This is a genomic window from Methylophaga sulfidovorans (genome assembly GCF_900114205.1).
In the GTDB taxonomy this organism is placed as follows: domain Bacteria; phylum Pseudomonadota; class Gammaproteobacteria; order Nitrosococcales; family Methylophagaceae; genus Methylophaga; species Methylophaga sulfidovorans.
On sequence record NZ_FOSH01000027.1, the window covers coordinates 1 to 13,891 of the forward strand.

Here is a 13,891-nt window from a genome sequence, read left to right on the forward strand (position 1 = left end):
GTAGCCTTTTTTAATATAAATTTTTCCTGCTCCAGGCGTTTCACCCGGGCTTCCAGTTCCTGAATACGCTGCTGTTCCGGTGTTAGCGCTTTGGATGCAGGCGTATGTCCACCTCGCTCTTCCTGTAACTGTTTAACCCAGCGACGTAGGGCTGACTCGCCCACATCAAGAGCTTGACAAGCCTCTGGAACACTGTAGTTCTGGTCGACAACTAAACTGGCTGCCTCCAACTTGAACTCAGGAGTAAAACTTCTTCTTTGTTTTGTCATTGAACACCTCTTTGGAGGACATATTACCTCCTTAAATGGTGTCCGGGATCATTAAACCACTACACTTATGACAATGTCATCTGCTTTAAGCGTATGGGATTAGCCTTACTGGCTTGGGTGATAGTAGGCATTATATCCGATACTTTGCTCAGCTTAACTTTGACCATTCAAAACCCCGTTGGGGAACGATTACTCACCATAGGATTTGGCTCTAATGAGATGACCACTTTAATTACTGGCTCTGTGATATTAGTGATTTCTTGGGTAATGAAAGAGGCTGTAGAAATGAAACACGAACAGGAATATACCGTTTAATATGAGTATCGTTATTAACGTCGATGTGATGCTGGCCAAACGTAAGATGAAATCAAACGAACTGGCGAAACGAGTTGGAATTTCTGAGCAAAACCTTTCCATACTGAAAACTGGCAAAGCAAAAGCTATCCGTTTATCAACACTTGATGCTATTTGCATAGCTCTTAACTGTCAGCCTGGTGACTTGCTGGAATATCACCCTGAAGAAGAATAGCTGGGGTCATAAAGTTATGTTGTCAGTCTACTTTATATTTCTATTTGTAGGGACATTCTATGACTTGAACATCGTAACTGTATAACCTCGTTCTCGATCATAAAAAAGGGCCAGTCCGCAAGGACTGGCCCTTTTTTTGGCAGTTTTATAAGCCGTTTGTGGTGAATTATTTCTGTGTATAGCTATCAAAACGAGCGATATATTCTTCGAGGTTTTGGTTAAGCATTTCGGCATAACGCTGAGTGAAGTATTCAATGGCGGCTTGTTTTTCGGCTTGTAGGTTTTCTGCGTTTTCAACAGAGCGGGCAACACTGAAGGCATTAAAACGGGCGGCTGAAAATAGAACCGCTGTATTAACGTCTTCTACAGAACTTTCAGCTGCTTGCTCATTGGCAATGGCTACGAACTCATCGACACGTTCTTGAAATGTTTTGCTTGGTGAATTTTCACTCATTCTTGTTCTCTCATTGGTTTTATAGATTTGAAATATTTAGCTGGTAACAGGCTGATTAAAACGGATCACATCATAGCAGATAGAGAAGATGGTAAAACCTTAGCCATCTTGGGTTTTACCTAAGCCGTTAGGGAATTTTATTGGCTATATTGACGCCATCACTTCAGTGTTAGTTTCGCTAACAATCGGTTTATTGTTTCGCTAAAACTGATTTGACGATACTAATTCCTATGGCACCCAAAATAACACCTGTGGCTTTATCTATATAAAAGGAGAATCGGGTTAATTTATTTCTCACGGTCTGTTTGGATAATAAATAAACGATGGCGACGTCCCAGAAAAAGACGACCAGCGTCATCCAAATACCCAGTAAAATTTTGAAGTTGAGGCTTACCTCTGGCGTCAGTACCACAGTGAATAAGCTTAAATAAAACAATAAGTTTTTCGGATTTAAAATGCTGGACATAAAGCCGGTAAGACATTCTTTCATAAAGCTGTTTGTTGCTAAACCTGAGTTGTTAGACGCAACAGTCAGTTCTCGGTAGGCTGATTTAGGGGCTTTCAGAGCGTGAAAAGCTAAATAAAGCAGAAATAAACCACCGATAATTTTCAATACAATCATTAATGAAACGGATGCCGCTAAGATTGCGCCTACACCAATCAGACAAAGTCCGATGTATGTGGCGTTCGCCATCGTAATACCGAGTGCTACGCCAACGGCATTTTTACGATGACCTTTAATAGCGCTTTTCACGACTAAAACAAAATCAGGACCGGGACTTAATAAAGCAAGAAAATGAGCGAGAGCAACGGCGAAAAATATACTGAGTAATCCAAAATCCATTCACATTCTCTTTATCATGCGATCCAAAAATTAAATGTATTGACCCAACAATAGCTAGAGCGTATCGAAGCTATACTTAGTAGGGTTATTTTATATCATATCTTTTTTACTGCGATAGCCTGAACCACAGCAGCCAGACCGGTATGGTAAATACCTTCTGTGACATCTCTTTCCATTTCCAATAAGTGCAGAAAGGTTAAATCAGCTAATTCTTTCATCAGGGTTTCTCGGGATTGCATCAACTCAGCAGATGAACCACCACCAGTACCATATTGGAGTTGTTCTGGCGTATAAGCTTCCAGTAAAAAGACGCCATTTGGTTTCAACCCTCGCATCACATTCTGATAGAGCCGTTTTCTGATAGCTGGTGGCAGAGGGCAGAAGATTGAGACGATGCCATCCCACTGAGATTCACCGAGATCAAAGTCACCCAGATCAGCATGAATACATTCAATATTGACCTGGTTTTCTTCGGCCAGCCGTTTGGCCTTTTCCAAGCCGACTTTGGATGAATCTATAGCCGTGACTGAATAACCTTGCCTGGCAAGGAATACCGCATTACGGCCTTCGCCCTCAGCAAGACTCAGCACGCGACCTTTGGGAATGGTATGCACATTCTCTCTTAAAAAGTCATTGGGGTTGATGCCGTAAACATAATCATCGGTGTCGTATCTTTCATCCCACATCTTTATTTCTCAATTTATTGCTATGAATATGAAAGTGATGGTATTACTTCAAGTCAACTTGAAGTCAAGAGCTAAAAGATGAAAATAGGTGACGTCTCAAAAAACACTAAGCTGCCAACATCAACCATCCGGTACTACGAAGAAAAAGGACTGATTCAATCCTCGGGGCGGAAAGGTTTAACCAGAACATTTTCACCTGGCGTAGTAGACCGGTTAGCATTAATTACACTAGGTCGAAATGCTGGATTGTTGTTAGATGACATCCGCGTCATGCTGCTACCGGACGGTGTCGATATTGATAGAGATAGGTTGTTGGCAAGGGCCGATGAATTAGACGAAAAAATTAAACAAATGACGGCGATGCGAGACGGTTTACGTTATGCTGCTGCGTGCCAAGCGCCAAATCATATGGAGTGCAAGACCTTTCGTCGCTTACTGAATATAGCCACTAAACGATGGGGCAGGCCATCGGCGCACGAAAGAAATTAAACCTTATTCTGATAAATATAATAAAGCTTGAATACCGAACCCATAGATTATAAGTTTTGGTCTTTAGCGACTAAAGATAATAAGGATGCTTTATGGACTATATTTTGGTGAAATATGTGCACCTGCTTGGTGTGTTTGTTTTATTTTCCATGTTGGTCGCTGAGCATCTACTTGTTAAATCAGAGATGACGAATGCAGATCTTAAAAAGTGCTTAATCGTTGATATAGTCTATGGGGTTTCCGTTGTGGTGGTTCTTGCAGCAGGCTTAACACTATGGTTTATCGTTGGAAAACCTTCCGGGTTTTATTCATCAAATCCTGTTTTCCATATAAAAGTTGGTCTGTTTCTTTTGATAGGTCTGCTTTCAATATATCCAACCATATTTTTTCTGAAAAACAGAAAATCATCGGCATCAGTCATTACCGTTCCTAAATCTGTGGTGATGTTTATCCGAACGGAGCTAGCATTACTTATCGTTTTGCCTTTGCTTGCCGTGTTAATGGCCCAAGGTTATGGCTTAACATAAGAATCTATCCGAAGCTGGCTTACCCAAGCTAAGCGATGACGATTTCCAGATTATCAATTAAATCTGAAATAAGCTGTTTTTGCCCTGAGTTTGATTTAAAGACAATCTGGTTTTTACTGGCAGAACTGAGCTGAAACTCGCTTTTGGCACTGTCTGGAAGACTGCTGTTGATAGCGAGTGATTGAAAGCCACCAAGATTAAATTTACCCCCCGAACAAGCAGCAAATTCATCATGCAGACGTTGAACCCAGCCCGTAGTATCAAAGTGATATTTCACCAGAAAAAGAGTAGGGAAAATCTGATCGTCCTCGACAGGTAATGTGGTGTGTGCTTCACACTCCTCACCAATACGATAATGTAATTGTGCTGAGTCTAGTTTAGCCATAGACACTTGCAGTGAGACGTCGTCTGTAAAAGCGATGCCACTAAAGCCTCGGAAGTGTGTTTCTTTCCGGCCAAAGCGGACATTAAAGTTAATAAACTCAACATTGATATCGCCAAAATTCACACCGATGCTGGTGTATTCCTCTTTTGTCATTAATGGCCAGGCCAGCGGTAAACCCATAAATTCGGCAACGCGATTTGCTGTTTGTTGAGGGTCATCGACCTCAATCATTAGGTGGTCTAGTTTAAACATATAGTATTTTTCTATTTATTTGCTCATTCTGATTACAGTTTCATTCAAGCCTTAGAAAGCATCATCACTGCAGACCAGTTTATGTGCTTATTTATATTAAACTCCTCGCGTTGCCAGAGGTGAGTAATGGTGTCGTAAGCCTTGCCGATATCGTCAGGAGTTATGTTAGATTGAGTCACAGTTTATTGGCCTTTGTATATTCCTCAACAAACTCATTGATGAGGAATTCAACATCTTCATTCAGCTCATCTATGTCGGAGATATCTTTGACATAACGACCCCAGACAAACCCGCCTTTGGTGTAAGACTTTCCATCAGCCTGATATTGCATTGTTCGACTGAAATCGAGGTAAAGCAAGTACTCACCTGCATGCTCTTCGACTCGTAAAAATAGCTGGGCATCATCACGTGGACTTTGCTGAATATTGGCACTGGATAACTGATTATCGATGATAGCTTCAAGTTCACTCTGATCAACACCATCCGGTTCTACGGTATACACCACATAAACCTGCTGAGGATTATCTATTTCCAGACCCGTTCCTGATTCTGCCATGGCTAAAGAAGCCTGTAGAGTGAGGCTCACAAAGAGCAGAAGGGACAGCCAGCGTTGGGATGTTGGATTCATCATTTAAGCTCTCAATATCAATCGAGTTAGTTGAGTAATAGCTGGATTGGATAATAGCAGAGGTCGTATGAATTGAGCAGGTTAGGTTTTATTAGATAGAAGAGCCATTACTTCAACAGCGTTACTACAGCTATGAAGTCATGGTCATTTCAGGTCTATTCAATTTTCAAGGAATAACTGATTCCCCATTTTTATTTTATGGATTTGTATGCCACTGATAATAAATGGTTTATAGTCGAGCTAATCATGAAACATCGGAAGCTGAAGATATCAAAAGGCAGGCACTATTTTTCACCCAGAGATCAAAATTTTGACCTTATAATTCTATGAATGAGAATTCACTTTCATTAATAATCAATTGGTTAGGGTTTTATTTGGTGAATTATAAGGCCGCCTGTTTAATATGTATTACACAAAATGAGAACTTTTGAAGGCCACGTCTACCTAGATCACCATTATCCGCCGGTACTTTGGAACATAGTACGTGGCGGATTTGACTCGGTTGGGTCGCTGCCATACGCAGAAAAAGATTTTGCTATATCTGTCTCACTTTCGTCGATGCTTCAGAGTTCATCGGCCGGTAGATTGGAGGCGGAACTCTCCTTGGAGAGGGTACGGCTGGCGACCAACCCCAATAGTGTATCGAGGCTTCGTGGTGTATTCGTTTTTGATGATATCGAGAGTCTCTCCAGAATTTGGGATTCCAATAAATGGGGAGGTCACTTTACAGACGAGTACCTGGCTGATGTTAGTGTTTGGGCAAAACAATCGACTAGGGTTGATGCGGCTTGGATAGAGGACATCATCAGTGACCAGGGACAACTTCTTCCGGATTGGGAGGCTGCAGCTGTCGGTTATTGGTCTGGAAAACCTAAATCGGAGGACACACCTATCTGGGAAGTGTTGGTTGAGGGACGTTTCTGTATATGGTCTATGCACTCAAAAGAAGAAGCGCTTAAGGAAATATCCGCGATTTGGCCAAACTCATTGGGTTTACTGACGTATAGTATGAATTGTTTCGGTCTCGGTTCACTGGATGGTCAATGTTTCTCTGGAATTACGGGCCATGATGAAGGAATTTCTGTCGACCATTACCTCAGAATGGTAGACAGCAAGGATTCTGATTTTATAAATAGGTTAGCAAGGCTTCCCATAGAAAAACCTAAATTCTATGTAGGTAATCCTGACCCAGAAAAAATGTATCTACCAGATCTGACGGGTTATTCGAAAAAAATATGTACCAAAGGCGATGCAAACTTTACCGCATTATTGAAGTTGCTATTACAACTCCAAAATAGTGCAAGGTGCGGCGAGAGTGCCTAACAAATGGCTGTTGGCGGACGCTCCTACACTGGCGCTCCATCACGCCGCAAAGCCAAGGCGTTATGCGAATTCAATGGGGGAATCGTGAAAGGAAGTTGTTTGTGTGGCGAAATTGAATATGAAATCTCAGAATTTAATGGAAACATATATCAGTGCCATTGCTCTTTGTGTAGAAAGCAGGGCGGTTCAGCTTCAAATACTGGCGCAATAGTTCCATTGAATCGATTGCATTGGTTAAAAGGCCAAGCGAATGTCCGAACTTGGGTGAAGAGCACCGGTTTTACATCGTCTTTTTGTCAGAGCTGTGGGTCTCTAGTTCCAAATGTACTTCGGGAGCTCGACTATTATTGGGTGCCTGTTGGTGCACTAGATGATGGTGCATTTAAAGTTGTTGCAAATATATACCTTGATTCAAAGGCGAGCTGGGCTACGGTGTCGTCTTCTGGTGGAAGATTTGAGGCGATGCCAGTATTAGACGAGTTTTTAAATCTACTGGATGTAGGGCTTCATGGGCAAAAATAGTCCAGTAAGCTGTACGCGTATAACAATCACAAGCAAGGGACCAAACTACGCTCCGCCAATTTGCGGTTCGCTTTTGTTGTGGGCGTTAGGAGTTAAAAAATAATGAAAGAATCATTACAAAATAAAAGAATACTCATTGTTGGAGGCAGTTCCGGCATTGGCCTCGCTGTTGCAAAACAGGCATGTAAGGCAGGGGGAAAAATTATTATAGCTTCCAGAAATGCGGCAGAAAAATATAATGATCTAGCGGCTACTGTTGGTCATGACATTGAGACCTATTCATTTGATGTGACATCCGAAAACGAAACAGAAAAGGCATTGAAAGAAATTGGAGATATCGATCATCTTGTTATTACCGCAAGGTCAGAGATAAGCTCGGTACCCTTTGCCGAAACCGATCTCAAACAGGCGAAAGAAGCATTTGAAACAAAATTTTGGGGCCAATACCAGCTCAGCCAGAAGGCACAATGTCATATTAGTCAAAATGGCAGCATTGTTATGACCTCCGGCATTGCTGGCGAAAAGATCTTCAAGAACGCTTCAACTATGTCTATTATCAATAGTGCTACGGAGGCATTCTGCCGGTCGTTGGCGGTAGAACTGGCGCCAATGAGAGTTAATTCTGTAAGCCCTGGTTTTGTTGCTCCAAAATATCCAGAGGTGGAGAAATATGCTCAACAGTTCCCTTCTGGAAAAATCGCTTCACCCGAAGAAGTAGCTGAAGCATATATTTATTTAATGGAAAGCTCTTATACAACAGGACTGTCTCTGGTGATTGATGGTGGAGCCAGATTGATATAGTTACCTTAACAAAGCAAATGCAGTCGACGCAAAAAGCCGCGTGGCTGGTTAGCAACGTTATGCATCAAAATAGAGAGCAACTATGAACAAGGGTACATTGACTTTCTTCTGTGGAAAGATGGGTGCAGGAAAATCTACCAAAGCAAGACAAATCGCTCAGGAAGGCAATGCAGTATTACTTTCAGAAGACGAATGGCTTGCGGCTCTTTACCCAAATAAGATTTCATCACTAAGTGACTATATTGAATGTTCAAATCTACTTAAGCCACAGATTAAAAAGCTTGTTCAGTCCATGTTGTCTACGGGAACAAATGTGGTGATGGACTTCCCAGCAAATACTTTTTCACAAAGAGGTTGGTTTCGAAATATTTTCTCTGAGATCGATGCTCCACATAGTCTGGTATACATCGATTTGCCAAATGAAGTCTGCTTAAAACAGATTGAGAAGCGACGCAAAGAACAGCCTGAAAGAGCAACAACGGATACGGCAGATATGTTTGAGCAGGTTACAAAGTATTTTATGGCTCCGACACCCGAGGAAGGCTTCAATATAATCAAAGTGGAACCAAATGCATAACAATGCACTGCTATGGAAAATTTACTCGCTGGCGCCCTGAATTTCTACAGAGCGCGGCGTTAGCATTCATGGAGAAATTGTGAATATTCGAGAAGCATCAATAGACGATGCGATTAAAATTAAAGATTTAGTGTCATCCCTATCTCATTTTTATTTTGAGGACGACAACTCGATACTCCCAAGTTGGTTTTCTGACACTCTGGTAATTTCAGAATTTGAGAATCGGTTAAAGAGCGATGATTTTACAAATCTGGTGTATATCTTAAATGAAGAGATAGTTGGCTATATCTCAATTAAAGGCTCAAGCCATATTTATCATCTATTTGTTGCAGAAAACCATCAAGGTAAAGGGATATCAAAAGAGCTATGGAATCGTGTTATATCCACATCAGGTGTAGACACTTATACTGTTCGCTCATCAATATTTGCGGTTCCGGTTTATAAAAGTTTTGGTTTTAAAATATCTGGAGAAATGGCTAGCAAAGATGGTATCAAATTCCAGCCTATGGAGTTGGTGTGCTAAATGCTGGCAAGAATCAATAGTGTCAGAGTATTTGATTCTAGAGTAGAAAATATATCCACTCTGACGGTAGACCTTAATTACCAAACTATCCATGTATATCCAGTAATCACCGCAATACACCCCAAGTTAATCCAAATACCTGCACGCATCATATCGCTTTGTTGAATAAAGCCTGAGCCAAATACTATTGCGTTGGGCGGTGTGGCGACGGGCAGCATAAAGGCACAGGATGCTGATACAGCAATAACCGAGGTGAGTACTAAGGGAGAGATTCCTAAACCTTCGGCAATGGCTGCAAATACCGGAATGAGTAGTGCGGCGCTGGCGGTGTTGCTGGCGAATTCGGTTAATATCACCACAAACGTCACGATGCTTAGCAGTACTAACAGTATGTGGCTACCTTCTAAAAAATCACCAATGGTGTTGGCTAAAAAGACGCTGGTGCCAGTGGCTTTAAGCACGGCGCTTAAACATAGACCGCCGCCAAAGAGGAGTAATACACTCCAGTCGGTGGTGCTTTCGATGTCTTTCCATTTCACTACACCAAAAAAAGTCAGCAGCACAATGGCATTAAGCGCGACTAAGCTATCGAATTTAGACAGACCGCCTAGTAGTGCATTGATTGGTGTGCTGAATATCCAGCAGAACACGGTAAAGGCGAAAATCAGTAGAGTGATGATTTTTGCTGGTGTCCACTCTAGCGGCTCATGTTTTACCGAGAACTTATGTTTTAAATTTGGACGAATCACCATAAAAAGCACCGCGACAGCCAAAGGCAACAGCAGCAAGGCGAGTGGCGCTACGAGTATCATCCACTCGACGAAGCTAATTTTATTATGTGCGGCGGCAATGGCATTGGGTGGACTGCCGACGATGGTGGCGATTCCGCCAATGCTGGCGCAGTAAGCAATGCCGAGTAATACGAAGACATAAGTCGGACGCTGTTTTATTGGGTCGAGCTGATGCAGTATGCCGAGCACTAACGGCAACATCATGGCCGTGGTAGCGGTATTGCTGATCCACATGGAAAGTCCTGCCGAGACGGCGAACATAAGCAGTACAGCGATACTCAGTCGACCTTTGGCGATAGCAAGAACCTTGTTGGCAATCGCTGTATCCAGTTGTTGAGTGTGTAGCGCCGCTGCTAAAGCAAAGCCGCCTAAAAATAGAAAGATAATCGGGTTCGCAAAACTGCTTAACGCGTCGGTGGTGTTAAACACACCCAATGCTACGGCGAGAATGGGAACAAGCAGGGCGGTGATGCTGACATGCAGTGCCTCGGTGAGCCAAAGAATGGCGATAAACACCAGCATGCTTAGGCCCGTCACGATTTTGGGCTCAAATGGTAAGAAGGTGAGCATTAGCGCAAATAGAAGCATGTCACCAAGTACAATTAAGTGTTTACGGTTGAATAGTGCTTCTGGCTTAGCCGGTTGGAGTCGATTAGGCATAGTTTATAATGCATTAACTCAGTTGCGAATTGCTCTCAAATCTATAGTGGTGACAAGAGACCTCATAATAAGCTGCTCAAATTCGTTCCGTATACAAAGGATGTGGCCTCCACTAAGACTCACTACACTCACCTTATAGCGCAGCGTTATGCAAAACAAGAGAAGACTATAAAAAACTGCTGTAGCTTGATTTTCGCTGTGGCTCCAAAATGTCACGTATGCCAAGCATTGGGCCTTACGAAGAAAAAGAAATTCGATGTTTAAACTGGAAACTAATCGTTTGACTATTAGGGATATGACACTTGCAGATGAGAGTGCTTTTGTCAGTATGTCTCAAGATCCGAAATACCAACGTTTTTACGATGAAAGTGACTGCAAGCCTGATAAATATCGAGAATTAACTCGTCTTTTCATTGAACAAATTTCCGAGACGCCACGACAAGCATATCAATTAGCCGTTGAAGGTAAGGACACAGGAAAGTTCATTGGTACAGTTTGCTTACGATTAGAGGTAAATAATCAAGCGTCGATGGGGGGCGCCTTTTCAAGGGAAGTACAAGGCAGAGGGCTTAGTTTCGAGGCTTCTGAAGCATTATTAAAGTTTGGCTTTTCAGAGTTAGGGGTGCACCGAGTTTATGCAGAAACAATCAGTAAAAACCTGGCTGCGATCAAGCTTTGTAAGTCACTGGGTATGAGACAAGAGGCTCACTTTAGAGAACATCGTTTCTTCAAGTCTAAGTGGTGGGATACCATTGTTTTAGCGATTCTTCGTAGTGAATGGGCCAAGCATAACAAAACGTTGAAGACTGATTCGTAACATTCCGAACTCTCAGTTTAAGATGAGTTTTGTTTTTACCTTGCAATGGTCCAGACTCGGTGGATGTTAACCATTACTTAACACGGTATTACATATCAAAAGGAAACATACATGATCGTTGTTTACGGCATCAAAGATCATCTAAATCCAATTAAGGCTCAGCTATCTGATGTCATACATTCCTGTATGCAGTCAGTGCTCGGCATGCCGGAAGATAAGCGGGCTCATCGCTTTGTGCCTTTAGATAAATCTGATTTCTACTATCCGGGTGGTCGGTCTGAGGCTTACACGGTCATTGAAATCAACATGATGGCTGGGCGGCAACCGGAGACACAGAAAAAACTCATCAAAACACTGTTCGAGCAGATTGAGAAGCAGCTGTGTATTTCCCCCATTGATGTTGAAATCACTATTAAAGAGCAGCAACCATACCAATGGGGTTTTCGTGGCATTACCGGTGATGAGGCAAATGACCTCAAGTACAAAGTCAATGTATAACAAGGCCGCAGCTCGTCCTGTTTACAGCGTTATAAGTAATCAATTAGTAGGTTAAGTTACATATGAAATGCTCGGTATTTATTGCCACTAGCGCTGATGGTTATATCGCGACAGCTGAAGGCAGTGTTGACTGGCTTCATAGTGCAGGCAATCAAGATGCGGATATGAGTGAGAATCCTGATATGGGATTTAATGACTTTATTGCATCGGTAGACTGCATGATTATGGGGCGTAAGTGTATGGAGACGCTTGCTGCTTTTAACCTTCCTCCAGAGCAGTGGCCTTATGGAAATATCAAAATTTATGTACTGAGCAATTCGATCAAGGTGACGCCTGAGAATTTACGAGATAAAGTGGAAATGTACTCAGGAGACATTTTGACGCTGGTAAATCGGCTTGATGGCGAGGGTTATAAAAACGCTTACATTGATGGTGGTGCAACCATAACTTCGTTTCTAAATCATCAACTGATTAATGAAATGATCATTACAAAAGCGCCAGTTGTTCTTGGGAATGGTATTCCGCTTTTTGGCAAAGTAGCTCAGCCTATCAAGTTAGAACAGGCTAGTGCTCAAGCATTTCCAAATGACTATATTCAAGTCAGGTATACAGTACGTTACTTATAACAAAAGTATCTAAGTGACAGAGTCAAGTTTAAATTCCCCGTTTACCAGGTCAGTTTCGGATCGATACATTCATAAACCTGACCCAAACTCTGTTCAGTCTTAAGTAGCTCATGGGCCAGTCTCGCGACTTCTATCCGGTGAATTAAGCCATGGACTTCTTGATGTTGTGAGAGCTGGCCAGTATGGGTGATGTCACCATCTTTCAGACCGCCAGGACGGAGAATAGTGTAATCAAGCGAACTGGTTTGCAGCCAGGACTCAGCCAGTGATTTTTCTCTCGCTGCTCCACCGAACCCTTGTTTAGAGCGTTCAGACAAGTATTGCCATGAATCGCCACAACCCAGCGATGTCACCAACAGAAAGCGCTTGATATCGTTGGTTTCCAATGCATTAATCAGGTAGCGATGACCGATATAATCTACTGGTATGTCAGCACGGTAACTACCCATAGTGGATATCACCCAGGCATCTTTTGGCAGCTTGGAAACCGTCTGCTCTACCTGCATCTGAACAGTGGCATCACAACTCAGCGTTTCCAGTTGCAGCTCGGCTAATCGCGGGTTTTTAGCCGGGTCTCTTGCCACGCCAATCACTTGAAAATCCTGATCATGAAAATATTCGACCATGGCTGCACCTAAACCACTAGCCGCACCGAAGATAACAACCGTTTGCATATTTTCTCCTCGTGTAATTCGGTTATCAGTGTCTATTTTTTCTGGAAGAATTACCAGTGATCTCAGAAGAATAATCAAATACGCTTAACGTGTTGATTTCCATATTTTGTATACGTCAACAGCTTCATGTTTAAGCATCATGCGTGAAGTATATGTGTGGTAAGGTCTATTACATTTGAGAATCAGGGCGGTTAGAAATGGCGATTACGGATAAGTCAGATAAAGAAATAATTGAAATTGTAGAGCCAATGATTGGCGAAGTGATTAATGCGTCGAATCAAAAAGATTGGGAAGTGTTCTCAAAATATCAAACTGACGAAGAAGCCAGTGATCCTGAAAATAGAAAGAATGTCGAAAGGCTGTGGAAAGAGTCAGAATTATTTACCACGCTGAATCCTGCGGGAGAAATACTTGGGGTGTTGCGTCGTGATGATATGGCGGTAGTTTGCTGGAAACAAACGAGTAAGAAAGTCCCTGGTGAATATTTGGCGAGTTACCATATAAAAGAAGTGAATAACGAGATTAAAGAGCTTGGGTTTGTAATCATTTAGCCAGGAAATGAACTAGCTCCAGCTTATAATAAAGAGGCTGTCGTATATTATTTTTCCGGTTCAGTGACTTTCCAAATTGGTTGCTGTTCGCAGGCTTGATGGAATCCTAATTAAAAAAACAATAGGGTCAGAGTCTGTACGATCCCCACAAAAATTATAGCGTTTCAAACAAGTAAGCACTTGATAAATGAAGTGCCCTGACAGACTTCATAAATTCTCTTATCTTCAATTTCGCATATTTATCAGCAATGACTCTAAAACCAATAAAAGGTAATGATAAAACCGAATCCGTTTTCAAACTATTAGCTTGATATTGACGATGATGCTGTGTTTGCCGGGCAGCTAATCCAATCACCATCAGTATCCAGTGGGCAATCGTTGTCAGCAGGATTAACACAGATAATCTCTCTTTATGTGTCGTTTTATTGTATTCAAATCCCTGTCCAAATCGGTGGCTTTTCATAT

20 protein-coding genes and 2 pseudogenes are annotated in these 13,891 nt (G+C 42.1%); 13 read left to right on the forward strand and 9 right to left on the reverse strand.

Annotated features, from left to right (window positions below):
• Positions 1-269: transposase (locus tag BM232_RS14590; protein ID WP_143092306.1), on the reverse strand; the 269-nt coding region annotated here is incomplete at its 3' end.
• A gap of 75 nt (positions 270-344) precedes the next feature.
• On the opposite strand from BM232_RS14590, the pseudogene BM232_RS14595 reads away from it, so the two are divergent.
• Positions 345-584 (forward strand): annotated as a pseudogene (locus tag BM232_RS14595) (DUF2975 domain-containing protein); the annotation flags it as partial.
• A 1-nt stretch (position 585) separates the two neighbouring features.
• Positions 586-798, forward strand: a complete 213-nt coding sequence (locus BM232_RS14600; protein ID WP_091716167.1) for a helix-turn-helix domain-containing protein — start codon at positions 586-588, stop codon at positions 796-798.
• 166 nt (positions 799-964) lie between these two features.
• On the opposite strand, the gene BM232_RS14605 is transcribed toward BM232_RS14600, so the two are convergent.
• The 3 genes from BM232_RS14605 to BM232_RS14615 all read right to left on the reverse strand — a co-directional run bounded on the left by BM232_RS14605 (position 965) and on the right by BM232_RS14615 (position 2,782).
• Positions 965-1,252, reverse strand: a complete 288-nt coding sequence (locus BM232_RS14605) for a DUF3144 domain-containing protein (protein WP_091716169.1) — start codon at positions 1,250-1,252, stop codon at positions 965-967.
• Between the two features lie 190 nt (positions 1,253-1,442).
• The gene (locus BM232_RS14610; RefSeq protein ID WP_091716171.1) at positions 1,443-2,096 is read right to left on the reverse strand and encodes a LysE family translocator; all 654 of its coding nucleotides are present in this window, start codon (positions 2,094-2,096) and stop codon (positions 1,443-1,445) included.
• A 95-nt stretch (positions 2,097-2,191) separates the two neighbouring features.
• Complete coding sequence (locus tag BM232_RS14615) at positions 2,192-2,782, reverse strand: class I SAM-dependent methyltransferase (protein ID WP_091716174.1); 591 nt, start codon at positions 2,780-2,782, stop codon at positions 2,192-2,194.
• A gap of 78 nt (positions 2,783-2,860) precedes the next feature.
• Here BM232_RS14615 and BM232_RS14620 point away from each other — a divergent pair, with 78 nt between their 5' ends.
• Both BM232_RS14620 and BM232_RS14625 read left to right on the forward strand, forming a co-directional pair.
• On the forward strand, positions 2,861-3,271 hold the full coding sequence (locus tag BM232_RS14620; protein ID WP_091716176.1) for a helix-turn-helix domain-containing protein: 411 nt from the start codon (positions 2,861-2,863) through the stop codon (positions 3,269-3,271).
• Between the two features lie 92 nt (positions 3,272-3,363).
• Entirely contained in the window at positions 3,364-3,798 is a 435-nt protein-coding gene (locus BM232_RS14625) for a DUF2214 family protein (RefSeq protein WP_091716179.1), read from the forward strand.
• Positions 3,799-3,826: 28 nt separating this feature from the next.
• Here the strand turns inward: BM232_RS14625 and BM232_RS14630 are convergent, their stop codons facing one another.
• Together BM232_RS14630 and BM232_RS14635 are read right to left on the reverse strand one after the other, a co-directional pair.
• The gene (locus BM232_RS14630) at positions 3,827-4,435 is read right to left on the reverse strand and encodes a hypothetical protein (RefSeq protein ID WP_091716182.1); all 609 of its coding nucleotides are present in this window, start codon (positions 4,433-4,435) and stop codon (positions 3,827-3,829) included.
• Positions 4,436-4,610: 175 nt separating this feature from the next.
• The gene (locus tag BM232_RS14635) at positions 4,611-5,066 is read right to left on the reverse strand and encodes a hypothetical protein (RefSeq protein ID WP_091716185.1); all 456 of its coding nucleotides are present in this window, start codon (positions 5,064-5,066) and stop codon (positions 4,611-4,613) included.
• Between the two features lie 600 nt (positions 5,067-5,666).
• Between BM232_RS14635 and BM232_RS14640 the strand changes: the two genes are divergently transcribed.
• The 5 genes from BM232_RS14640 to BM232_RS14660 all read left to right on the forward strand — a co-directional run bounded on the left by BM232_RS14640 (position 5,667) and on the right by BM232_RS14660 (position 8,809).
• A complete protein-coding gene (locus BM232_RS14640; RefSeq protein ID WP_143092307.1) occupies positions 5,667-6,386 on the forward strand; it encodes a hypothetical protein in 720 nt (239 codons plus the stop codon).
• 3 nt (positions 6,387-6,389) lie between these two features.
• Complete coding sequence (locus BM232_RS14645; RefSeq protein WP_091716190.1) at positions 6,390-6,908, forward strand: GFA family protein; 519 nt, start codon at positions 6,390-6,392, stop codon at positions 6,906-6,908.
• A 102-nt stretch (positions 6,909-7,010) separates the two neighbouring features.
• Complete coding sequence (locus BM232_RS14650; protein WP_091716192.1) at positions 7,011-7,709, forward strand: SDR family oxidoreductase; 699 nt, start codon at positions 7,011-7,013, stop codon at positions 7,707-7,709.
• An 82-nt stretch (positions 7,710-7,791) separates the two neighbouring features.
• Positions 7,792-8,286, forward strand: coding sequence for a P-loop nucleotide/nucleoside kinase family protein (locus tag BM232_RS14655; protein WP_091716195.1), 495 nt, complete (start codon positions 7,792-7,794; stop codon positions 8,284-8,286).
• Between the two features lie 79 nt (positions 8,287-8,365).
• A complete protein-coding gene (locus BM232_RS14660) occupies positions 8,366-8,809 on the forward strand; it encodes a GNAT family N-acetyltransferase (RefSeq protein ID WP_091716197.1) in 444 nt (147 codons plus the stop codon).
• A 77-nt stretch (positions 8,810-8,886) separates the two neighbouring features.
• Here BM232_RS14660 and BM232_RS14665 read toward each other — a convergent pair whose 3' ends face one another.
• The gene (locus BM232_RS14665; RefSeq protein ID WP_091716200.1) at positions 8,887-10,260 is read right to left on the reverse strand and encodes an SLC13 family permease; all 1,374 of its coding nucleotides are present in this window, start codon (positions 10,258-10,260) and stop codon (positions 8,887-8,889) included.
• 256 nt (positions 10,261-10,516) lie between these two features.
• On the opposite strand from BM232_RS14665, the gene BM232_RS14670 reads away from it, so the two are divergent.
• The 3 genes from BM232_RS14670 (at position 10,517) to BM232_RS14680 (ending at position 12,201) form a co-directional block, all read left to right on the forward strand.
• On the forward strand, positions 10,517-11,077 hold the full coding sequence (locus BM232_RS14670; protein WP_091716203.1) for a GNAT family N-acetyltransferase: 561 nt from the start codon (positions 10,517-10,519) through the stop codon (positions 11,075-11,077).
• Positions 11,078-11,188: 111 nt separating this feature from the next.
• Positions 11,189-11,575, forward strand: a complete 387-nt coding sequence (locus BM232_RS14675; protein WP_091716205.1) for a tautomerase family protein — start codon at positions 11,189-11,191, stop codon at positions 11,573-11,575.
• Between the two features lie 62 nt (positions 11,576-11,637).
• Positions 11,638-12,201 carry a dihydrofolate reductase family protein gene (locus tag BM232_RS14680; protein ID WP_091716208.1) on the forward strand — a complete coding sequence of 188 codons (564 nt, stop codon included), beginning with the start codon at positions 11,638-11,640 and terminating at the stop codon, positions 12,199-12,201.
• 41 nt (positions 12,202-12,242) lie between these two features.
• On the opposite strand, the gene BM232_RS14685 is transcribed toward BM232_RS14680, so the two are convergent.
• Positions 12,243-12,875, reverse strand: a complete 633-nt coding sequence (locus BM232_RS14685) for an SDR family oxidoreductase (RefSeq protein WP_091716211.1) — start codon at positions 12,873-12,875, stop codon at positions 12,243-12,245.
• A 197-nt stretch (positions 12,876-13,072) separates the two neighbouring features.
• On the opposite strand from BM232_RS14685, the gene BM232_RS14690 reads away from it, so the two are divergent.
• A complete protein-coding gene (locus tag BM232_RS14690; protein ID WP_091716214.1) occupies positions 13,073-13,426 on the forward strand; it encodes a hypothetical protein in 354 nt (117 codons plus the stop codon).
• Positions 13,427-13,580: 154 nt separating this feature from the next.
• On the opposite strand, the pseudogene BM232_RS14925 reads toward BM232_RS14690, so the two are convergent.
• A pseudogene (locus tag BM232_RS14925) lies at positions 13,581-13,891 on the reverse strand (hypothetical protein); the annotation flags it as partial.